Raw genomic sequence first — 24147 nt, 5'->3', positions numbered from 1 at the left:
ATAGTAAGTTTTATTTAATTATATCATATTGTTTTTTGAAACTCTTCTTCTCCTCATACATCTTTTTATCTGCACTAGAGATCAATTCTTCTATAGTTCTATTTTCATTATCATGGACTTCAATTATACCACAACTTACACTTATCTTATATTTTCTATCCTCTTCTTGGTTTATTTTTTCAAGTTTATTTGAAACTCTTTCCCAGATTTTTCTTGCTTGATGACCATTTGTATTATTAAGTACAATTATAAATTCATCTCCCCCAATCCTTATGATATAATCTGTATCTCTTATTGTGCTTTTAATTGTATTTACTGTTGTTGTTATTAGCTCATCTCCATAACTATGTCCAAGCAAGTCATTTATCTGCTTTAATCCATTGGCATCTATAAAACATAGGCTTAATCCACGATTATATTTTTTATGTATTTCAAAATCCATCTTTAATCTTAAAAACCCTGCCCTTCTATTTAGAGTTTGAGTCATGCTGTCATATTCAGATAGAAATTTAGTCCTTAAATATGATTTTTTTATTAAAAATATGGTCAATGAAATTATTAAAGAAACTAAGACCAAGTTTGAAAAATAAAACAAGTATTTTTTAATGATTCTATTAATTCTAAAAGACAAATTAGTTTCAAACAAACTTTTAAATTTCCCATCATTAGGTATAAGAGAAACAACTCTCCAGCTTCCCTCCGAAAATATAAGATCTACTTTGAAATTATTTTCATTTAATTTATAAACTTCTTCTAAGTTTACTAGGGAGTGTATAAACAAGCCATTATCTGTTATAAATCCATTTTGTCCCCTTTGAATTCTATCCCATTCTTCACTATAATACTTTTTAAAACTTATATCTTTCTTCTCCTTATACATAAACCCCCATTCATCTTCTTGATTATTGCTATATAAAAAATATCCATCTTGATTTAGTAAGTAAATATCTCCGTTGCTAAATTTACTTATGTCTTTAAATTCCTCAATTGTATATTTGGCAAGATAATTTATTACAATTATCCCATCTACATTCCCAGAACTATCAAATATTGGTGTAGAAAATCTAATAATAGGTTTGATTGGTTTTTCAACATCCCCATTTTTCACATTTAAATTTAGTTTAGAGATATAGACTTGTCCTTTGTCTAAACTTAATGTTTTTTGCACATAACCGAAGTCAGATTTGTCTTTTAATTCACAATCTTTTACGCACTTACTCTCATTATTTTTAGAATAATAGTTTACTCTAATTTTTTCTTTTCCCCATTTATCTATATATCTAATATGATCATACATCTTTTTATTTTCACAAAATAAACGCCATTGATTTTCTATTTCTATTTTATCTTGGGGTTTTAATTCATACATTTCAACTAAAAATTTTAAATCTGATACAATACTTTCTATTTCTTTTGAAATTACTTCTGACTGATTTGATATTATGCTTTTTTCCATATTTTTTAATTCTTTAAGTTCTGCTCTTATATTAAAATTTTCTCTATGTAAAAAAATTGATATAGATGAAAGTGACAATAAAGCCAAAACTATTAAAAAATATTTAAATATTTCTTTATGAGGTTTAGCATTTTTTTCATATTAACACCCCTATTAAGCAGATTATATCATAGTCATAAATTTATTTGTAGAATATTAAGAAATCTTTACAATAGCAAATTTAAGCTAAAAAAACAGACTATCTCTTTTAAGAGATAATCTGTTTTTTTAGCCTCTTTTAGTTTATTTTATCATTGTACCATCTTTTCCTACTAAAGCTTCCTTTGCATTTTCTAGGGCTCCTATAATTGAAACTCTGCCTTCTTTGGATTTAGCAAATTCTATACTTGCTAATACTTTAGGTAGCATACTTCCCGGTGCAAAGTGTCCTTCTTCAACTAGTTTATAAGCTTCATCTATAGTAATCTCGTCTAAATCTCTTTGGTTTTCCTTGCCAAAGTTAATTGCAACTTTATTTACAGCTGTTAAAACAATAAAATAGTCTGCATCTACTATTTCTGCTAATTTTTCTGCTGCTAAATCTTTATCTATTACAGCGTCTATTCCTCTTAAGTAACCATCTTCTTCTACTACAGGTATTCCTCCACCGCCACAAGCAATTATTATGTGTCCACTATTATATAGTTCATTTATTATTTCTTTTTCTATCACTTCTATAGGTTTGGGAGATGGAACTACTCTTCTATAGCCCCTATTTGAGTCCTCAACCATAATATATCCTTTTTCCTTTTGTATTTCTTCTGCTTCTTCTTTAGAATAAAAACTACCTACAAATTTTTGTGGATTTTTAAAAGCAGAATCATCTTTATCTACTAAGACTTGAGTAATTATACAAGATGTAGATTTTTTTATACTTCTCTTTCTTAATTCATTTCCTATGGCATTTTGTAAATGATATCCTATATACCCTTGACTCATTGCTCCACATTCAGTAAGAGGAATGCTAGGTACATTTTTATTTATTTCAGATGCTACATTCATCCCTAAGTTTATCATACCTACTTGAGGTCCATTTCCATGAACTATTAATACTTGGTTCCCATCTTCTATAAGATCAACTATTGAGATTGCCGTATTTGTAACTAATTCCAACTGTTCTTCTGGTGAATTACCAAGTGCATTTCCACCAAGTGCTAACACTATTTTACTCATCTCATCCCTCTTTCTTAGTTTAATTAAATCTAAAAAATTTTATCAGAAATACACCATATTTGTCAATTAATTTTTATAAACTATTTTTCCACTACAAATAGTATATTTTACCTTACCATATAAGGTTTGTCCTATAAATGGTGAGTTTGAAGATTTAGACTGGAATTTATCTACTACATAGGATTCGTCTTCTTTGAATATTACAATATCAGCATTAGAACCTATATTTAGGGTCCCACAGTCTAAATTATATAGTTTAGCAGGATTAATAGTCATCTTTTTAAGTAATTCCACTAATGATAGATGATCTTTTCTAACTAAATTTGTAATCCCTAAGCTAATAGATGTTTCAAGACCTATTATTCCACTTGGAGCTTTAGCTAAATCTACATTTTTTTCTTCTCTACTGTGGGGTGCATGATCTGTAGCTATAATTTCAATTGTACCATCCTTTAATCCCTCAATTATCTTCGCTCTATCCTCTTCAGTTCTAAGTGGTGGATTCATCTTTGCTAAGGATTTATGTTTTAATACTTCATCCTCTGTTAGTGAAAAATGATGAGGGGTAACTTCAGCCCATACATTTGCACCTAGACCCTTTATAAATCTTACCATATCCACAGAGTTTCTTGAGCTAATATGCTGTATATCTACTTTAGCACCAGTATGTAAGGCCAACATACTATCCCTAGCTACCATCACATCTTCTGATACATTTGGAGCTCCTTTTATATTAAACTTCTTTGAAATTTCACCTTCATTAATTCCTGGAATTCCAATTAGCTTTGGACTCTCCTCATGAAAGCTTAATGGAATATCTAATTCTTTTGCCTTTAGCATAGCTTTAAGTATTATATCTTCGTTATTTATCGGAATTCCATCATCACTAAATCCAATAGCTCCTAATTCATATAATTTTTCCATATCTACTAGTTCTTTACCTTCAAATCCCTTTGTAATAGCTGCTACAGTATAGACATTTATCTTAGACTTTTCCATCTTCTCTAATACAGATTTTAATACATCCTCATTATCTATTATTGGCTTTGTATTTGCCATGGCAACTACAGTAGTAAATCCTCCAGCTGCTGCAGAGTTGGAGCCTGACTCTATATCTTCCTTATAAGTAAATCCTGGTTCTCTAAAATGAACATGTATATCAACAAATCCTGGGGCAACTACACATCCTTTTGCATCTATTACTTCCTCATCTACTAGATCATCAAATTTACCTATAGCTTTTATCTTTCCATCTTCTATTATTAAGTCAGTGATTTCATCAAAATCAGTACTCGGATTTATAACTCTTCCATTTTTAATTATCATTATATCCCTCCGCAATCATATATTAAATTTATTATATCATAAAAAAGTCGCCTTATTATAAAGCGACTTTAAAGTATTTTTATTTATTTTTTCTATAGAAATGTCCACAAGATTCAGCGATTACATTACGGAATAGGAACTTCATCTGGAATTGGACATTCATAGGTCTTACCTTTCATAACTTCTTTAAATTCAGCTTTAGCATCTTCAATAATACTCGGATCTTCTAGAGCTTTAATTCCAGCAACTGCCATTACTTTTGCAGCATAAAGCATTCCCTTAATACCAAGTGAACTGCCAGCGCATGCAGTTATTTGCCAACTATGCCCTGCAGCACCTATATTATGAGTTGCTGTATAGAACATAACTCCAGGAACTATATGTTGAACATCTCCTACATCAGTAGAACCATATGAATTTTTATTTACAATTGGACCCACTCTATTATCCATATGTGTACCTTCAGATATTTCTCCTGATGCTACCATTTTAGCGTAATTTGCACTTACCTTATTAAGTTCTTCTGCAAATTTAAGCTCTTCTTCAGTCCATTCCGGTAATTCTACTTCTTGCATCGTATTATGAATAAGATCTACAAGAACCTTATTTTGTAAAGTATTATAGCAACCACCTAAAAATTCTATATCAACTTCAGTTTCAGTCATCATAGCTGCACCTTTAGCTATCTTTACAAGTCTGTTGTATGTATCTACAACAGATTCTCTTGATAATGCTCTTACATAATACCATGAAGAAGCTTTATCAGGAACTATATTTGGGGCAGTTCCACCTTCAGTTATAATATAGTGTATACGTACATCATTAGTAACATGTTCACGAAGATACTGTGCTCCAACATTCATCAGCTCAATTGCATCTAAGGCACTGCGACCATTATGCGGATCTCCTCCTGCGTGTGCAGTACGACCTTTAAAGTGAAACTTTGCAGAATTAAGCCCTGTAGAAGTTCCTATTGAAATGTTGTTTTTAGTAAATGGATGCCAAGCTATTGATATATCTATTTCCTTAAATCCACCTCCACGCGCCATAAATGATTTCCCTGTAAGAACCTCTTCACCTGGACAACCATAGTATATTATGGTTCCTTTAAGATTTCTTTCTTCCATTTCTTTTTTCATACCAAGTACTGCACCAACATGAGCTACACCAAGAAGATTATGTCCACAGCCTTGTCCTGGAGAACCTTCTTCTACAGGATCTTTATTTGTTGAAACCTTTTGACTCATACCAGGTAGAGCATCATATTCTCCTAAAAACCCAATTACAGGTTTACCACTACCCCAAGTAGCTTTGATTGCAGTTGGTACCCCTGCATATCCGATTTCAACCTTAAATCCTTGCTTTTCTAAGAATTCAGCAGTCCATTTACTTGCTTTATACTCAGTATAAGCTATTTCTGGATTTTTCCAAATTTTCATTGCTAAATCAGAAAGTAATGAACTCTTTTCATCTATAGTCCTTTTAGCTATTATCCCTGTCATTTTAAATATCCTCCTTATTTTCATCTTTTATAGGGTTAAAATACTCTTGATTTTAATTATATATATATGTCAATTTTAAATCTCATATTACTCAAAGTAAAGGCTACATTATATGTTTTTTCAAATATTAAAGCATTAAAAATTAATAAAGAACTGTCATGTTTATTATAAAAAAACTGTCATGTTGTACAACATGACAGTTTTAAATTTCTATTCTTATTTTTCAAAAGCTATTAGATAATATTTTTCACCTAATTGTTTTTCAAGACCTTTTATTTTATTTAGCTCATCTTCACTTACATTAGCCAAATTTACTTCATTTAATTTATTTTTATCTTCCATAATAAAACCTCCTAAAAGTTTAGTATTATTATGTCTGATTTAATAGAATTTATACTTTTCAACTTACATAAATGACTGAAGCATTACCATATATAGTGGGATAAAAAATAAACTAAGCAAAGTGGTTAAAGATAGTGTTGTAGCCACATATTGAGAATCTGCTCCATACATCTCTGCTACTAATGTAGTTTGTGTCATAACTGGCATTGCAGATTGAATAGTAAATACTTGAATAGCCAAACTCGGAAGATTAAACAAAGTAGTAATTGAAAACATAAGAATTGGAGCAACTATAAATCTCATAAATATAACCACTATCATAGATTTTTCAAATTTAAATTTTTTGAAATCTATATCATATATTATCTTTCCTATAACTATAGAAGCTAGTGGGGTTACAAAACTACTTAAATATTTAGAAACCTTTAGTACAATGGATGGTGGAATGAAATTCAAGTATAGTAAAGTTCCAGAAATAAGCACAGTTACTAAGGGTACATTTAATATTTTTTTAATATCAAACCTCTTTTTTATATCTCTATCTCCATCTTTCATAATTCTAGGACCACATAGTCCCCAAAACATCAAAGTATTTCCAATATAATAAAGTAGTACAAATGGAAGACTTTTATCTCCAAATAGACCTAAGCTTACAGGAAGTCCAAAAAATACACTATTTGATACTACTCCCATGGCCACAAAGCTTCCAGATCTAATAGGTCTTATATGTATTATTTTAGCTATAAATGAGTTAACTAAATACAATATTGACATTGAGATCATTATAATTATAATATATTTCCCAAACTTTGTAATTAGTTCTCTATCTAGTGTTTCAAAGAAATTATACACAGTAAGAGCTGGTACAGATATTTTTAAAATTAATTTAACTAAAAATTCTTTTATATCCTTATTTATCCATTTTAAATAAGATAGAAAAATTCCTACAGATATGAGTATAATCATTACCAATACAGTTTCTACAGATTTTAAAAACAAATCTTCACCTCCAATTTAGATATCTTTTATTATATCATAGATTATTTCAAAATTATAAAAGCCCCTTGAAACTTCAAGAGGCTTGTTTAAACTCATCTTTATGCTAAAAATCTCAAAAGTGCGGTTGCAAGGATCATCATAAATGCCCCACCTAAACGAGATGAAATTTGAGCAAATGGCATAAGAATCATTCTATCTGCAGCAGATAATACCGCTACATCTCCAGTTCCACCCATATTCGCCATACACAGTCCACCTGTTATAGAAGCTTCTACAGGGTAGAAACCTAGCATTTTACCAACTAATCCTGAACCAATTATTGCACCTATTACAGTCATACTTACTAACACTACATATGTTAGCGAAATAGCACTTATTACTTCATTCAAATCAGTATATGCAACTCCAATCCCCACTAAAAGAGCTGGTGTCAAATTATTCATTATAAATTTAAACCATTGAGTAGCTCCTAATTCATATTTCTTCGGAAGTATTCCCAATGCCTTTACTACAGCTACACTTATTATCATAAGTGCATAGGAGTGTATTGGTATAAATTTAGCCAATATACTTCCCCATACATAAAATGTAGTTGAAAATAATAGTCCCATACCTAATAATTTGTAGTCTATAGGAGATTTATTTTCCTTTTCTACATCTGGTTCTTCTTGATCCACCATTAGTTTCCCATCTCCAGAGAATTTTGAATTACCCTTAGTCACTCTATTTAAAAGTCCTGCAAATACTATTGCTATCGCATTACCAAGTGCTAAAGCTGGAACCATTCTAGATAGTATAGCTGAAGGATCTACACTTAAACTCTGTCCAAATATTTGAGATAGAGGTACAGCTCCTGCTCCCATTCCACCACCCATTATAGGAAGGGAAACATAAAGTATAGCTTCTTTTGCACCATATCCCATAATTGCACCAACTAATCCTGTCAAACCAAATGATATTACAACTCCACCTAAAATTACAGGTAAATATCTTGCTGAAGCTTTAATAAGTAATTTTCTATCCATTCCTAAAATACTACCAGTTATAAGTGCTGCAATATAAAAGTTTAGAAATGCTTCCTCTTTCATAAAACTAGTCATAATAGCACTAGCCGATTCTGGAATCAGATTGAATGTTGCTAAAGCAGCAGAACCAAATATAATAACTATCGGTCCTCCACCTAAATAACTTCTAACAATAGGAAGTCTATTTCCCACCTCATTTAAAATGGCTCCCATTACCATCATTATAGGATAAGCTCCTACCATTCCTCCTGGTAAAACTTCCATGTAAGCTGCACCTAATATTATTGTAGATATAAGGGCAAAAGCTCCAATAGGCATATCCATAATCTGATAACTACTATTGGATTGTATCTTGATAGCTTGATCACTCATGATAAATATTCCTCCTTAATATAATTTAAAAAGTATAAAAATAATTTCTTTCATATATTCTATAACTTGATTTCATTATATTAAAAAAAGAAATTTAAGAGAATATTTAAACATTATTCTAAACATTAAGTAAATAAAAAAAACATTGTTAGTTTTTTTACTATTTAGTTAGTTTTTCATAAATATAACTAGGCCTTCCAAGATTACCATATTCCATTTTTTTAACTATATATCCAGATTTCTCTAGATAGTCCATATATTTTCTTATGGTTACCTTTGATATGTCTAATTTAAGTGAAATTTCTTCAGCACTAAAGGAATCTATATTATTATTTTCTAAAAAATTTATAATACTATTTAAAGTGTATTTGTTTAGTCCTTTTGCAATTTCTTTATTTTTTTTATTTGATTCATTTAATAACTTGTCTAATTCTTTTTGAGTAATATTATCTTTACCTTCTAGTAAATTTTTTCTAGCTCTATATTTTTCTAATGCCTCTTTAAGCCTTTCATATTCAAAAGGTTTTATTAGATAGTCAATAACTCCAAGCTTAAGAGTTTCTTCTATTTTGTCTACTTCATTAGAAGCTGTAACCATTATTACATCGCAATTAATTTTTCCTGCTCTCAATTTATTTAATATAGAAATACCGTCTCCTCTAGGTAGATATACATCTAAAATTATTAAATCTATTGGATTTTTTCTTATAAATTTTAAAGTTTCAACTTCATCTTTACATACTCCTACAATTTTAAAACCTTCCACTTTTTCAGTATAAGTTTTGTTTATCTTCGCCACCATTGGATCATCTTCTACTATTAACACTCTATGCATTCTCATCCCCCTTAGGAATAACAACTTTTATCTTTGTGCCTTTTCCTACTTTTGAGTCTATATCTATCTCTCCAGATAAATTATCAAGGTTTTCTCTTATAAGAGCTAGGCCTGTTCCTCTATGTTCTCCCTTAGTACTATAACCTGTTTTAAATATATCTTCTACATCATTTTCTTTTATGCCAACTCCATTATCTTCTAGAATTATTTCTATATATTTATCTTGCTCAAATATCTCTAAAACTACCTTTTTATTGTTTCCTTTTTTATATATTGTAGCTTCAAAAGCATTTTCAATTAAGTTTCCTAAAATAGTTATTATTTTAGTTCTTAAATTTTTATCTGAAATCTCTTCTATAAAAGACTTTTCACTTACCTCAAATTGTACTCCTAATTCTTTAGCTCTACTTTCTTTCCCAAGTAAAAGACCTATTAATATTGGATCTTTTATCTTTTTCATTATATTTGAAATTATTTGTTGCTGATTTCTTTTCACACCTAATATAAATTCTTTGGCTTCTTCTATTTCTCCAATTTGTATAAGACCAAGTATTATATGAAGTTTATTTAAAAATTCATGTGAATTAGCTCGAAGTGCATTTACTATTTGAGCATATCCTGTAATTTCTTCTGCTAATTTAGTTGCCTCTGTTCTATCTCTAAAAGTAGCTACAGCACCTACTATGTTTTCTTTATTTTTTATAGGAACAATATTTGTAACTATATGTGCACCATTTAAAGTTCTCTCTTTATCTATAACTGACTCTCCAGTTTCTAAAACATATTCCATCTTATTGTTTGGAATTATAGAGGATACCTTTCTACCTATTGAGTCTATTTCTCTTATATTTAGTATTCTCTTAGCCGAATCATTTATTGTAGTTATTTCTCTATTTATATCTATGGAGATAATTCCCTCCTGTATAGCTTCAAGCATACTTGACTTTTCTGTATAAATTCTGCTTATTTCCTCTGGTTCTAAGCCTAATAAACTCTGTTTTATATTGTGAGTTAATACAAAAGCTCCAAATAATCCAATTAATAATCCACCTAGGGAATATATTAAGATATCTTCTAATGCATCATTTTTAATATTTATATATTTTTTTAATAATGTACCTATTACTACAAATCCAGTTTGTTCTCCTTCTGAATTGAAAACTGGTGAAAAGGCTCTTATAGATCTACCTAGAGTTCCTACTTCTTCTGTAAAATATGTATCTCCATTTTCTTTTACTCTATCTTCATCTCCGCCTACAAAAATTTGTCCTATCCTCTCTGGATTAGGATGAGAAAATCTTATACTATTCATATCAGAGATTACAATAAAGTCTATATTCTTTGAATCCTTCAAAGTAGCATGCGCGTAATCTTGAATCACTCCTTCTTCATCACCTAATTCTAATAGATCACCAAAATATGAATAATTCCCTATATTTATAGCCATATTCATATTGTTAGTTTGGATTTTATCTCTTAAACTATCAAGAGTCCACCTATAGAAAAGCATAGAAATAAATACTATTGAAAATATAATAATCAATGTGGTAAAGAATGTAATTTTTGTTCTTAAGCTAAATTTTGTTTTTTTCATTTTTTATCTCCTGATAATTGATAAGTTTATTGTATCATATTTTTTTATACTTTTGGTTAGTGGTTAGATAAAGGATTTAGCGCCCTTACATGTGAAAATTTTAAGTAATTTATAAAAAAGCCTAATAGTTTAGAATTTTTTCTAGACTATTAGGCTTTTTATTATATATTAAAATATACTAAGATTTAATTCCTTTGATAAATCTTCCATTATATGTCTTCCAGCTATGGAATTTCCATTTCTATCTAATGGAGGACTAAATATTCCTATTCCCATTTTTCTAGGAACCGCTCCCATTATTCCGCCACCTACTCCTGATTTTGTAGGTATACCAACATTTGCAGCATATTCACCGCTGAAATCATACATTCCTCCGATTGTCATTATGGCAAGTAATTTTTTACTTAAATTTTCTCTATCCATTTTTCCGTAGGATTTTAATCCTCTACAACCATTTGATAAGAAATATCCTATTTTAGCTAAGTCATAGGCCGTTACCTCTATTGAACATTGTTTAAAGTAATGATCTAGTGCTTCTTCTGGGTCTCCTTCTATAATCCCTCTGCATTTCATTAGATAGGCCATAGCCTTGTTTTTATCTCCCGTTTCACTTTCCGATCTATATACTTCTTCATTATATTTTAATTCTTCATTTCCAGTTATTTCCTTCATAAGATCTATTATCCTATTTATCTTATCTCCATGTATCTGAGCTGTAGTAGATATTGCTCCTACATTCATCATAGGATTTGCCGGTTTATCTATATGTGGAAAGTCTAATTTATATAGGGAATTAAATGGATCTGCTGTACCTTCTAAACCTACTTTTTCAAATATTTTTTCTCCATTATCCATTAAAGCTAACATCAATGCTATTACCTTTGATATACTTTGTATGGTAAACTTTACATCAAAATCTCCTATTTTATATTCCTTTTTTCCATCTATTATACATATAGCTAGATGTTCTTTATTTGCCTTAGTCAGTGCAGGAATATAATCCGCTAAATTCCCCTGTTTAGCTATTTCCCTATTTTTTTCTAAAGTATCTTTTAATATTTTTTCCATTACTTCCTCCTTCTATTATAATTAAGTACTTTATAATACATTTTTTTCAACATATTTTGATGTAAATGCCCTCATAGTTGAAAAATAACCTAATTCTATTTCTATTATATCACCTAGTTTATATTTTGTTTTAGAATCCGTAATATCTAACATTAAATGATCTGAGCTAGATCCTAGTATTTTTATATTTTCGTCAACTACTCTAGAAGTTTCTACGTCAAAATCTTGTTTTCCCAAGGCGCAAATAGCCTTTTTTCTAATTCCCATGTCTGTAAACTCAGGTTTATTTCCATAGGAGTCTACTCCGATTTCACCCCAAGGCATAGATGGTTTATCTTTGATTTCTATTATTTCAGCTTCTATTATAAATACATCTTTATTTGTATTTTCTAGGTATTTATATTTTGCCCTTTCCTTACCGAATAATATAGACTCTCCAAGTCTCAAATTATTTACTCTACTTGGAATTTCATTTCTTAACATTAAATCTATTGTAGCTGAGTTTCCTCCACTTATTATTTCTAATTGTCTATTTATCTTACTTTCTATTTTTTCAGCTATGCGGACTAGCTCTTCTAGTTTTTCCCTGCTAGATTGTATAAATGAAAAACAGGTTAGATTTACTCCTATTCCATATAAATGGACATTTTCCATTTTTTCTACTTTAATAGATACATCTATTAATTCATCATAATCTACATAGCCCTCCCTTATATCTCCTAAATCAACCATTAGTATTACTTTATGAATCTTTTGTTTTTCCCTTGCCTTTTTATCAATTTCTTCTATTATTTCTAATTCTGAGTTTAGGGATACATCTGCATATTCTATTAAATCGTCTATTTGTGTTTTCATAGGTGGCCTTATTAACCATTTTTCACAATTTAAATCCTTTAGATTTTTTAAATTCTCAATTCTAGAATCTGCTAATTTCTTCATACCTCCATCAACTAATATTTTGGCTATTTTTGAATTCCCTGCAAATACTTTAGTTACTCCTGCAATCTCTATGCCTCTTTCTCTACATAGAGATTTTAATGTATTAATATTATTTTTTAATTTTTTAGAATCTACTCTTACCTTTGGATACATTTAAATACTCTCCTCTTTCACTAAATAATTTATAGTAAATATATGTAAGGAAATAGGGTTTTAAATTAAACCCTATTTCTTTTTTATAACGAATAGGAAAGTTCTACTTTTTATCTTTTATAATTTAGAACTTTGACCTAAATGAGTTTCAAGAAAAGCTACCTTTAATGCGCCGATAGACGCTTTTCTTATAATATAATTAATTCCAGAAATCTACTTTTTCATTTAAGTTTATACTTTCAGCCTTAAATACAGGATTTTTTCCTTCTGATTTTTGTTTTGTATAATCATTAAGACATTTTATAGAGATATTTCCTAATATAGCAATCACTGGAATATTGATAAGAGCCATAAGCCCCATTAATACATCAGCTGTATCCCATGCTACTGCAAAATTAAGTTGAGCTCCAAAGAAAACTATTATAACTGCTACTATTCTAAATACTAAAATCATATTTTTACCTGGTGTTTTTTTATTTAGATATTTAAGATTTGCCTCTGCATAGTAAAAATTACCTAATATAGAAGTAAATGCAAAACAGAATAATGCAAATGTAATAAACCAAATACCAAAATCACCAAATTTTGTAGCTATTGCTAATTGTACATAAGGAACACCTTTAAGTACTGGATCTGGAGCTACTCCTGAAGCTAAAAGCATAAATGCTGTTGCACTACATAATACCATTGTATCTATAAAAACAGATAACATTTGAACAAGTCCTTGTTTTACTGGATGAGAAACACTTGCTGCTGCTGCTGCATTAGGTGCAGAACCTACACCAGCTTCATTAGAATATAGTCCACGCTTTATTCCATACATTATTGCTGAACCTGTAAAACCTCCAAATGCTGCTTTAAAGTCAAATGCATTACTAAATATATCTGAAAACATTTTTGGAATTAAATTTAAGTTTGAAAACACTATTACCAAAGATACTACTATATAAGATATAGCCATTACAGGTACTACTACTCCTGTGATTTTACTAACTCTTTTTCCTCCTCCAAATATACATAATGCTACTACTGCTGCAAGTACTGCACCTACAACCATGGGTGTACTATCTGAATAAAAACTATACCCTTCAAATGCTGACGCTATATTAAAAGCTGCAACCATATTGAAACCACCCATATAGGTAAATATTAGCATGACAGCAAATAAAACTCCTAATGTTCTACTTTTTAAAGCCGCTTCTATGTAATAAGCTGGACCTCCAAAAGAACTTCCATCTTTATCTCTAACTTTATATACTTGAGCTAAAGTACTTTCTATAAAAGCAGTAGCACTTCCTAATAAAGCTATTACCCACATCCAAAAAACTGATCCAGCTCCTCCCATTGTAATGGCAGTTGATACACCAGCTATATTTCCTACTCCTACACGTGATGCTGTAGATACCATTAATGCTTCAAATGATGAAATCGAACTTTCATCTTCTTTTTTTTCAGTTACTACTTTCATCGCATCCTTAAGTAATCTAAATTGAACAAATTTTGTCTTAACGGTAAAATATATACCCGTTCCTATTAGTAATACGATTAAAATATAAGTATAAAGCCAATTGTTCAGATTATTTATAAGCATTTCATACATGTTTTAACACTCCTTTTTTATTAATAATAATTCTCCAAAATAATTTCTTACAAAATTCCATTTATTAATTTTAACACCTCCTAATCTTTTTAATTACATATAAATGATTTCGGAATGACTATAAGATTTATTTTTTTATATAATTATTTCATACATATAAATATATGCAATAATTATGCCAACTACAAACCCTGATTTTCCCTAGGTTTACAGTTGGCATATTTCTCATTTTGATATTTTTAAAGATAACGTTTTCTCTAAAATGTGCAATTTAATCACTTCAAAACACCAATTTATCATAATGATAAGCGATTTCTCATAGTGATAAATTACTTATTTATATTTTGTATTTTTCTAGTTTTCTATATAGTGTGGCTATTCCTATACCCAATTCCTTTGATATTTGTTTTTTTGACTCTACAGTTTTTCCAAATTTTTCTATAGCTTTTTCTATGGTCTCCTTTTCTATTTTTTCAAGATTAAACTCTTGAGTAAAATTGTTATTTTCAGTGTTTATTATTTTATTTGGAAGTTTATTGTGATCTAATATACCGTCATTTGTCATATTTACCATATATTCCACAGTATTTTCAAGCTCTCTTATGTTCCCAGGCCAATCATATCTAAATAAATACTTTCTTATTGATGGATCTATATAGCTTATGTTTTTATTTAGTTCTTTTACATATTTTTTTATAAAATGGTCTGTTAAGAGTTCTATATCTTCTTTTCGTTCTCTTAAAGAAGGGATATTTATAGGAATTACATTTAATCTATAATACAGATCTTCTCTAAAGTTTTTTTCCCTTATCATTTTTTCTAAATTTTTATTAGTTGCAGCTACAATTCTTATATCCACTTCTATTTCTTGATTTGATCCTACTTTTATTACTTTTCTATCTTGTAATACCCTTAATAATTTAGCCTGTAAATATAAAGGCATATCTCCAATTTCATCTAAAAATAAGGTACCTTTATTGGCAAATTCTATTTTTCCAGTTTTGCCCTTATTATCTGCTCCTGTGAAAGCCCCTTTTTCATATCCAAATAATTCACTTTCCAGTAGAGCATCTGGTATAGAGGCACAATTTATTGCTACAAATCGGCGATTTTTTCTATCACTTTCTGAGTGTAATGCCCTAGCTAACATTTCCTTTCCCGTTCCACTTTCTCCAGTTATTAATACTGTTGATATAGAAGGAGCCACTATTCTAATTCTTTCCTTTATACTTAATATTTTCTGACTATTTCCTATGGTTTTATCTAAGTCAATATTTTCTTGACTATGGGTCATATTAAATATTTTTTCCTTTAAATGTTCTATATTGTTAAACATAAAAATTTTATTAAAATTAAGATCATTTAAATAAATCTTATATTCTTCCCCACTTACTATAAATTCTTCTCCATTTATTTTTGCTATATATTCTTGTTTTTCTAATATAGAATTTCCAGTTTTAACTAAATCTATTTTTTTGTTTTCTATATCTTCTATTTTTAAAATTTTTTTACCTAGATAATTTATCTTGATTATATTATGATTTTCATCTATTATTACTACTCCCTCTTCCATTTTATCTATGGTCTTATTTAAAATTGTCATAATATTCATTATCTCTTTTCTTTCTATCTCTTCCTTTTCCTTTAAGGCTATTAGTTCCGATATTTGTTCCGATAGATTTAAAAAGGTAGTGAGATTGTCTTCTATATGTTTCTTTTTTTCATCTGTAAATGCTACAAATCCTATTATCCCTATTACCCTTTGATTTAGTATTATAGGAGTGCTTATTCCAAATTTTTGATTACAAGTCTTTATACTTGGACACCCTATACATATACTTTGTTTTGAAGGATTGCTATTTATATTTCTCTCCTTAGTCTCTATAACTTGCTTATATATATGTCCTTCTTCTGATGCATTCATATTTACTTTTGCCTTAAATTCACCGGTTCCCGCTATTCTATTTAGCTTTTCATCTACTATTTCCACATCTACTTTTACTACTTCAGACAGTATTTGTGCATACCTTTTTATAGTATCTTTCATACTATTACTATATGTTTCCAATTTTATCTCTCCATTTTACTAGATTTTTAATTTATTATATCATAAAAAAAGAGATGCCTCATTAACAAGCATCTCTTTGTAATATTATTATTTAGATTATTATATTTCTATTTTATATTATAGATTTATATAATAAATGACAACTAGTCTTATTTATTCCATTACTATACTTGATTAATTATTCAATATCTCTCCAATTACTCTCGCAACAATTGTTCTAGATAAGATAACCATCTTGCCTGTAGCATCTGCTACTCTTCTTTTCATGTCTCCAGTATAACCCATACAGTCCATTACAATTATATCAATATCTTCTTTTTTAAGAATATTAATAGCATCTAAAAATTCATCTTCTTTTTTAAGAATATTAATAGCATCTAAAAATTCATCTTCTTTTTTATAAGGGGAAGCTGGAACCACTACTACATCTGATACTGTTTCTTCCCATTTGTTTTTAGATTGCTCTACTTGATCCTTATCAGGAGTAATTACTGCTAATTTAGCATTTCCCAATATATTTGGAACTATACTATGAATAATCTTTTGTGGATATAATAAAGGTACTGTTGATTTAAATATATCTGGAAAAACCCCTGTACATATAAATAATATTATATCCACATCTTTTTCTTCTAATTTATCAATGCATATTTGTAATCGAGGTAATATAGGTTTTTCAGCAAATTTTACACTTCTACCATCTCTTAATTTCGAAACTAATACATAATCCCCTTCTTGTGGTGAAAATTTCTCTATTTCATCTATACTAAGTCCATCTAAAGCTCCAGATTCTAACACCTGAATATCCTCACCTAAAAACTTGGTCATCTCTGGTATTACATCATTTCTAGGTGATTGACCTATGGTTATAGCTCCCAATTTTCTTTTCATAATACACCTCCTATTTTCCAAGAGTTTGTATATGATTCATTTTTCCATATAATTTTATTATTTTGTCAAACTCTAATTCATCAAAGAATTTACAATTTCCCTTTCCATACTGTTTAGCAACTTCTAAAGTATATCTAGCCGCTTGTTCTAAATCCAATGGATGACTAGCACCAGTAGCACATCCTGGAACAGCCACTTCAGTAGTAATTGCTATTCCTACTACAGGTGCTTTGGTCGCTGTGGAGGGTTGTAATATACTGTTTATGTGATATAAATCATTTCCATAAGGAGTAATATCTTGAATACTTAGAGGAAACACAACTGGTAGTTTGCCTGTGGTAATTTCCATAATATCTAATAAGTCATTACTAACTTTTAATATATATCCTTCTTTAACTGTTGGAGATATAGCAAATCCTCTGTGATTTATAACCTTATTTCCTTTTGTAGTATCTATAGACAGTATAGCATCTAATTCTCCATCAACTTCTTCTTTATTTACAGTTGCCATGTCTACTGGCGAACCCATAAATGGAACAGGTTTATGTGGTTGAGTAGGTGCATCTGGACATATATGGGTGGAAACAATAACATCTCCATCTAGGAAATCTCCCTTATTTTGCATATCCAGAAGCTTAGCAGCTACAGCTAATGCTACTACAGCTCCATCTGCATCTGAAACCATTCCTATCATTTCAGGTCTTGCTCCAATACCTCCCAATCTCCCTAAAATTCCTAATGTTGGTGTATCTTTACCTTTAGCTTTTCCATTTCTTCCTGAGATTCTAACTCTAATAAAATCGGTTTTCCCTTTTTCACCTTTAATAGTTTTCACTTCTACATCCTTTGCCCCATATGACTCCAAATACTCTTTCATTTGTTGACCATTTGCAGTTGCTGTATCTATGTGTTCATATACTTCCATTATTTGTTTTAGTAACATTTAAACCCCTCCATTAAATATATTTTATTATTTCTTTATTTATTATAGGTTCAATTTCTTTAAGTAGTTTTAAATCACGCATACCTGCTCCTAGTTTAATATTTTCTTTATTAGTAGCTATTACTACTATATTTTTACCTTCACTAATTTCTGCAGTAGTTAAAGGAGTTCCTGTATCTTTATCAAAACTCATAATAAGATCTGGGAATGTATAAAGTCTTTTTCCTTCTTTTTCTAATGTCATATACTCATTCCAAAAAGTCATTTCAACTCCCTCTACAACAACTTTACCTACATCAAACCCACCATCAGTGATTAACTCAAAATTAGATATAATTCCTTCGACTACTATCTCACCATTTAAAAAATCAACTACATTGTTTATTGCATTTTTTGGTGAAGTTTTCATACCTTCATAAAATTTCTTGCCTAAATCAATAGCATGACTAATCCCATTAATTGCAGCTTTTTCTTTAATATACTTAGCTTGAACAGGATTTCTTGCAACTCCAACTAAACCTCCAGCCTCTACAGCAGCTTGCCTTACCATTCTTGATGTTTTAAAAATATCTCCCTTTACAAAACCTTCAATCTTATTACCTAGTTCAGGATTTCCACCAGAAAAAGCTTGATAAGATATAAAGTCAGAAATATTGTTTAATCCCATACTTCCCATAGTTCCTGTTGGATGAGCTCTTCCGTTGCAAGGAGCATCTATTAATGGTATCCCTAAAACTGAAGCTTGGATCCAGCCATTAATTGTTACTGCTCCACCATTTTCATTTGTTATAATTCCCCCAACTTTTACTCCTGTATTTTCTTCTAATATTTCTATAGTCCTAACATAATCCTTTGGTTTAATAAATTTATCTATAGCAGCAGGTGCACCAACAGCAGAAGCAGTAACTATTAACATATCATCTTCTATAGATTCAATATCAATCAATTCCAAGTCTCCATATTCTAAAGCTACATTTCCCATAGCTTCACCCATTTTTCTAGATCCTCCTCCTCCACCACCGAGGATGCAGCCACCAATTAAAGCATATTTCAAAATTTCTCTATCTAATTTAATATTTTCTTTCACAGTTTTCACCTCTAAATCTAAGTTTTTATATCATAGCTTTTATTAAAGCTGCAAAAAATCCATATAAACCATCGCCAGCAATTAAACCAGCATCTCTAATTTCCATGAATTCAGTTCCAAATATCAACCTTACTATTACAGCTACCATAACTCCTACTCCATATATAGGATTATTAATTAGTAATCCAGTAGCAAATAATACCCCAATCATCCTTGATGGACCACCTATTAACTGGATTATGATTCCAGGAATTGACCAGATTAATAAAGTACTAATTAATGAACTATCTGCAGAAGCACTTACAGTGGTTGCAAAAACTCTACTAACAGGTGGTAATAAATCTGATTCAAAGTATAAATTCATACTTAGTAAAACTACTATTATTCCTATTACAGCACCAATTGTTTCTGCAATAACCTGTTGTTTTCTACCATATAATTCATATTCTTTATCTGCACCTTCCCCTCTTAATATCCAACCTGCTTTAAGGTCATAACCCATATCAGCAAAACATGGACCAACAGAACTTACATATCCTGTTAGAAGAGCTAAAGGTACTATTGGGAATCCAAAAAATATTCCAATTGTCATAAATATCGTTGTAATCGCAAAAGCAGGAAACCAACCTGAGTGCATGGCTGCCATACCTACCAACAACATAGCTGCAGTTGCTGAAAAAGTTGCCCATATTAACCATAATATTAACTTACCTATTCCTAGTTGAGATGTTATACCAGATACTAATGCCAATATAAATGCTCCTGATAAAAAGAGAATTACTCCTAGACCTAAATTCTTTTTTGTATTTTCATCTGACTTAGTATAATTTACAGTTTTGTCTACTTCTTTTTTATTTCCTTTAAATATTATCTTCATAGATTGTATCAGTGCCATCAATCCTGCACCTATCATTACTCCATGAGGTATATAAGTTGTCCCTAAATCTAAACCATTGAATATGGAAGGAGAATATCCTCTTATTAACAATCCTAGACCTAAACCTGTCATTGAAAAAATATTAGCTATAAATACAATTCCAATTCCAGCTGCAGGTAGTTTAAAAAAACTTGCCACTCCACCAATTATTAATCCTTGTAAAAGCCTCTTTCCTTTATCTCCTCCCTCATCACCGGCTTTTATAGCTTGAGCAGTTGCTACTCCTGGAGGCCATGCAGCCTCAGCTGGAAATATGCTACTATCAAAAATTTTACCAACGATAAAAATAGAAAATACTAATCCAGTTAATGAACCTATTGCCATGGGTATAATAAATCCAGTTTCACCTAATACAAAGAAAATTGCCAAGGTTAGAAATCCACAATTTGCAGCTGAAAAACCAGCACCAGAAACAGTAGTTTGAAGCAAGTTTTGTCTTTCTAGAGATCTAAATTTCATAAATGACTGTATTGGAACCCTAGCAATTACCATTGCTACTATTGCCCCAATTAGAGATGTATTAGGAGTAACTCCTACTTTCCCTATAATCTGCATACAAATAATTGCTGATAGAATTGCTAAGATACATCCCATAATTAGCGTAGCTGGTTCAAAAGCACTTACTCTGTCTTTTCTTGTACTGCCATTCTCATTAAAAACTTTTTTTGACATTTTATAACCTCCTCATTGTTTGATATCACATTGCAGTGTTACACTAACTCATTTTGAATATTATAACAATTTGAACTTTTATATACAATCATACAAAAACATAATAAAAAACCGATATTTTTATGTATGTACATAAAAATATCGGTAATTATTTTAATCTTAATATTCTTTTCAATCTTAAACCCATTTGCAATGCAAATATTCCTTCAGCTTCATTTAAAGAGTATCCTGTAATTTCTTCAATGCGGCTAAGTCTATATCTCAATGTTTCTACATGAATATAAAGCTTAGATGCAGTAAGCTTTTTATTCATATTATTTCTGAAAAAAATTTCTATAGTTTCAATTAAATTCATTCCTGAATTATTATCGTGGTCTTCTAGCTTTTTTATAGTACGATTATAATAATTCTTTACTTCCTTGTCATCTTTTAAAGGATATAGTAATTTCAAAGTATCTAATGAATTGTAATATATAATGTCATTATCGCAAAATAGAGCTGATAAATAAGATTCATTATAAAGCTTTTTTATTTCTTCTAAACTATGACGTGAATCAGATACTCCTATTGATACTAAAAATTTTTCTTTATAAGTTCTCATAGATCCTCTTATTTTTTCAACAATTTCTTTTAAATATACATCTGACTGTATCTTTAAAAATACAAATATCTCATTATATCTATCTGTAGCTAAATAATTGTTAGATCCTAATATATCATCTAATACTTCATAAATAATATTATTAAAATTCATATCACTTTTTTGTTTTACAGAATCTACTTTTATACAAAATCCAATAAGTATCCCTTCCCTATTCCAGCCTAAATCTTTTTCAACATTCTTATAAAACTCATTGGGTAAATCTTTGTTATTTAGCATTGTTTCTACTAAAGTTTTATTAAATCTTGTTTGGCTTAATTTGAATATCCTTTCTTTTTCTAATTTCATAGAAATAATCGGTAATCCATATTCTATGGCACTCTTTTCTAAATAATTTAGTTCCGAATCTTTTATTAAATACAAAAATGCAATGATATTATTTTTTCTCAAGATAGGAAATATACTAATGTATATATATCCTATTTTAATATTTAAACAAAACTCTTTAAGATTTTGTAGGATATTTTCACCTTCATTATTAAAAGGCATAAGATTTAAAATAGATTTACAACATTTGGGATTTATAATATTCTCGCTTAATATTTTTAAATCACTATCAAACAAAAACACATTAGAATTTGAAATATTTGATAGAGAATAGATTATTCCATTTAGATCTTTATTGTCAAAAGTCAAATTTAATATTTTTTTATACATAGTATTTAGATTAAGAATGTGTTCATTTTTTTTATAAAATAATAAATTATAAAAACTAGAAATTGTATCTGTATATATCAAATTATATGGCATTTTAATAAGGGGAATATTATATTTATTTGCATCTTCAATTAACTCTTTACTTATTTCTCCAAAATATCTATTTTCTTTTATTCCAATAGCAGAAACCCCATTATTAAAAGCATTTAAAATAAAATTTTCTTTCAATCTTTTACTATTATACAAAGCATACCCAGCAGTTAATAGGAATTCTCCACCTTCTAACCAATTTATTCCTTCTGGAGTTTCAAGTATGGTCATGTGACTACAATTATTGTTTAATCCTAAATCTCCACCTAAAATTTCGCATTTAAGAAATGATGGTAAATGTAAAACTTCTTTTACAGTTATACTGTCTTGTCCATAATTTAAATTCATCTCTTTAATATCGTTAACTATATTTTCTAAAAAGTCATCCATTTAAATACCCCCAGTAGTTAATAATTAAATTAAAATTAATTATATACTATAACAGCACAAAATAAAATAAACTCTGTATTATCTATTTTATATACCACAAAAAAGAGATATCCTAAATAGATATCTCTTATAATTATTTAAATCTCCTGTTTTATCCCTTTTACATATACATCTTCTAAATTGAAATCACAATCTATTACTAATAAATCTGCGTCTTTATCCTTTTCTATAGAGCCTTTTTTATCATATACATTTATATATTTCGCCGGATTTTCTGATGCCATTTTCACTATATCACCTATAGATGCATCTATATTTCTTATAACATTTTTAACTGATCCTAAAAATCCCAATTCTAAATTCTTTACCTTTTCATAATCATCTTTAGAAATTCTCTCTACCCTGCCATCATCATATTCCATAATAAGATGATCCCCATCAGGTTTAAAAATACATTCCCTTATATAGTGGTGAAATGGCTGCCTTACATGGGCAAGGCCTACTGCATCTGTAGTCAAAAATATCTTTTCTGGTCCTTTTAGTTTATACATTATCTCAAAAGCTTCAGGCTTTACAGTCATACCAGTTTGCTTGGCAAACTCTGAATACATAACATCAAAATACATTGCAGCTCCTACAACTCCTAGTCTTCTGTGATGGAAACCTCTCATACCACTAAAAGTATGTGTAAATCCTCCTAAGCCATAGTCCTTTAATCTTTTTATATCTTCAAACTCTGCTGCACTATGACCTATTGAGATTTGTATATCTTCCTTTTTACAATACTTTATAAATTCTAAAGATCCATCTAATTCTGGGGCTATGGTTATAAGCTTGATATTTTCTTTGCCCCCACTTTCAAAAAACTCCTCTAGTATTTCTATAGAAGGATCAATACAGTACTCACCTTTTTGCATTCCCTTGTATTCTACATTTATAAATGGTCCTTCCAGATGGATTCCAAGAATTTCTGAGCCCTTTCCCGAAATATATTCTTCTATTGCTTTTTTCCCTTCTTTAAGCCTATTATTTATATTCTCAAGACTGTCAGTTCCAAGAGTTCCTAGATAGGATGTGACCCCTTGTTTTACCATTTGCTGTGACATCTTTTCTAAGGATTCTTTATTTCCCTCATGGACAAATGAACCTGTAGCCCATCCATGAACATGAACATCTATGAAACCTGGAATTATTATCTTTTCCCTATAATCTATAAATTTATCATCTATTTCTTCTAATATCTCTTTTATTTTTCCATCTTCTATCTTTATATATCCTTCTTTATATCCTGTAGGTGTATAAATTCTCTTTGAATAAAGAAACATTTT

At 29.6% G+C, this 24147-nt stretch carries 19 protein-coding genes; all 19 read right to left on the bottom strand.

Features of this window, described 5'->3' with window-relative positions; genetic code table 11:
* Window positions 1-10: 10 nt before the first annotated feature.
* The 19 genes from AC4PG3_RS04880 to nagA all read right to left on the bottom strand — a co-directional run bounded on the left by AC4PG3_RS04880 (window position 11) and on the right by nagA (window position 24144).
* Window positions 11-1456 carry a sensor domain-containing diguanylate cyclase gene (locus tag AC4PG3_RS04880; RefSeq protein ID WP_492197947.1) on the bottom strand — a complete coding sequence of 482 codons (1446 nt, stop codon included), beginning with the start codon at window positions 1454-1456 and terminating at the stop codon, window positions 11-13.
* Between the two features lie 282 nt (window positions 1457-1738).
* On the bottom strand, window positions 1739-2668 hold the full coding sequence (gene arcC, locus AC4PG3_RS04875; RefSeq protein WP_492197946.1) for a carbamate kinase: 930 nt from the start codon (window positions 2666-2668) through the stop codon (window positions 1739-1741).
* A 66-nt stretch (window positions 2669-2734) separates the two neighbouring features.
* Window positions 2735-3994: a dihydroorotase gene (locus AC4PG3_RS04870; RefSeq protein WP_492197945.1), complete on the bottom strand. Its 1260-nt coding sequence runs from the start codon at window positions 3992-3994 to the stop codon at window positions 2735-2737.
* A gap of 125 nt (window positions 3995-4119) precedes the next feature.
* Window positions 4120-5496: a M20 family metallopeptidase gene (locus AC4PG3_RS04865; protein WP_492197944.1), complete on the bottom strand. Its 1377-nt coding sequence runs from the start codon at window positions 5494-5496 to the stop codon at window positions 4120-4122.
* Between the two features lie 216 nt (window positions 5497-5712).
* On the bottom strand, window positions 5713-5838 hold the full coding sequence (locus AC4PG3_RS04860; RefSeq protein ID WP_492197943.1) for a hypothetical protein: 126 nt from the start codon (window positions 5836-5838) through the stop codon (window positions 5713-5715).
* Window positions 5839-5901: 63 nt separating this feature from the next.
* Window positions 5902-6837, bottom strand: a complete 936-nt coding sequence (locus AC4PG3_RS04855; protein ID WP_492197942.1) for an AEC family transporter — start codon at window positions 6835-6837, stop codon at window positions 5902-5904.
* Window positions 6838-6935: 98 nt separating this feature from the next.
* Window positions 6936-8234, bottom strand: a complete 1299-nt coding sequence (locus AC4PG3_RS04850) for a 2-hydroxycarboxylate transporter family protein (RefSeq protein ID WP_492197941.1) — start codon at window positions 8232-8234, stop codon at window positions 6936-6938.
* A gap of 160 nt (window positions 8235-8394) precedes the next feature.
* Window positions 8395-9069: a response regulator gene (locus AC4PG3_RS04845; protein WP_492197940.1), complete on the bottom strand. Its 675-nt coding sequence runs from the start codon at window positions 9067-9069 to the stop codon at window positions 8395-8397.
* Window positions 9062-10663 carry an ATP-binding protein gene (locus tag AC4PG3_RS04840; RefSeq protein ID WP_492197939.1) on the bottom strand — a complete coding sequence of 534 codons (1602 nt, stop codon included), beginning with the start codon at window positions 10661-10663 and terminating at the stop codon, window positions 9062-9064. The genes AC4PG3_RS04845 and AC4PG3_RS04840 overlap by 8 nt, the downstream gene beginning before the upstream one ends.
* Before the next feature lie 168 nt (window positions 10664-10831).
* The gene (glsA, locus tag AC4PG3_RS04835) at window positions 10832-11731 is read right to left on the bottom strand and encodes a glutaminase A (RefSeq protein ID WP_492197938.1); all 900 of its coding nucleotides are present in this window, start codon (window positions 11729-11731) and stop codon (window positions 10832-10834) included.
* A 30-nt stretch (window positions 11732-11761) separates the two neighbouring features.
* On the bottom strand, window positions 11762-12823 hold the full coding sequence (locus tag AC4PG3_RS04830; protein ID WP_492197937.1) for an alanine racemase: 1062 nt from the start codon (window positions 12821-12823) through the stop codon (window positions 11762-11764).
* A 199-nt stretch (window positions 12824-13022) separates the two neighbouring features.
* Window positions 13023-14423 (bottom strand): alanine/glycine:cation symporter family protein, encoded by a 1401-nt coding sequence (locus tag AC4PG3_RS04825; RefSeq protein ID WP_492197936.1) that lies wholly within the window; start codon window positions 14421-14423, stop codon window positions 13023-13025.
* A 337-nt stretch (window positions 14424-14760) separates the two neighbouring features.
* The gene (locus tag AC4PG3_RS04820) at window positions 14761-16491 is read right to left on the bottom strand and encodes a sigma-54 interaction domain-containing protein (RefSeq protein WP_492197935.1); all 1731 of its coding nucleotides are present in this window, start codon (window positions 16489-16491) and stop codon (window positions 14761-14763) included.
* Between the two features lie 174 nt (window positions 16492-16665).
* Complete coding sequence (locus AC4PG3_RS04815) at window positions 16666-17382, bottom strand: AroM family protein (RefSeq protein ID WP_492197934.1); 717 nt, start codon at window positions 17380-17382, stop codon at window positions 16666-16668.
* A 10-nt stretch (window positions 17383-17392) separates the two neighbouring features.
* On the bottom strand, window positions 17393-18325 hold the full coding sequence (locus tag AC4PG3_RS04810; protein WP_492197933.1) for a DUF1177 domain-containing protein: 933 nt from the start codon (window positions 18323-18325) through the stop codon (window positions 17393-17395).
* A 13-nt stretch (window positions 18326-18338) separates the two neighbouring features.
* On the bottom strand, window positions 18339-19412 hold the full coding sequence (locus AC4PG3_RS04805) for an S-methyl thiohydantoin desulfurase family protein (RefSeq protein ID WP_492197932.1): 1074 nt from the start codon (window positions 19410-19412) through the stop codon (window positions 18339-18341).
* A 25-nt stretch (window positions 19413-19437) separates the two neighbouring features.
* The gene (locus tag AC4PG3_RS04800) at window positions 19438-21021 is read right to left on the bottom strand and encodes an OPT/YSL family transporter (protein WP_492197931.1); all 1584 of its coding nucleotides are present in this window, start codon (window positions 21019-21021) and stop codon (window positions 19438-19440) included.
* A 148-nt stretch (window positions 21022-21169) separates the two neighbouring features.
* Window positions 21170-22819: a PucR family transcriptional regulator gene (locus AC4PG3_RS04795; RefSeq protein WP_492197930.1), complete on the bottom strand. Its 1650-nt coding sequence runs from the start codon at window positions 22817-22819 to the stop codon at window positions 21170-21172.
* Window positions 22820-22956: 137 nt separating this feature from the next.
* On the bottom strand, window positions 22957-24144 hold the full coding sequence (gene nagA / locus AC4PG3_RS04790; protein WP_492197929.1) for an N-acetylglucosamine-6-phosphate deacetylase: 1188 nt from the start codon (window positions 24142-24144) through the stop codon (window positions 22957-22959).
* Between the last annotated feature and the right edge of the window lie 3 nt (window positions 24145-24147).

It is taken from the genome of Tissierella sp. QWL-11 (assembly GCF_058683765.1).
Note: the sequence above shows the minus strand (reverse complement) of the source record. Positions and strands in the feature narration are given on the sequence as shown.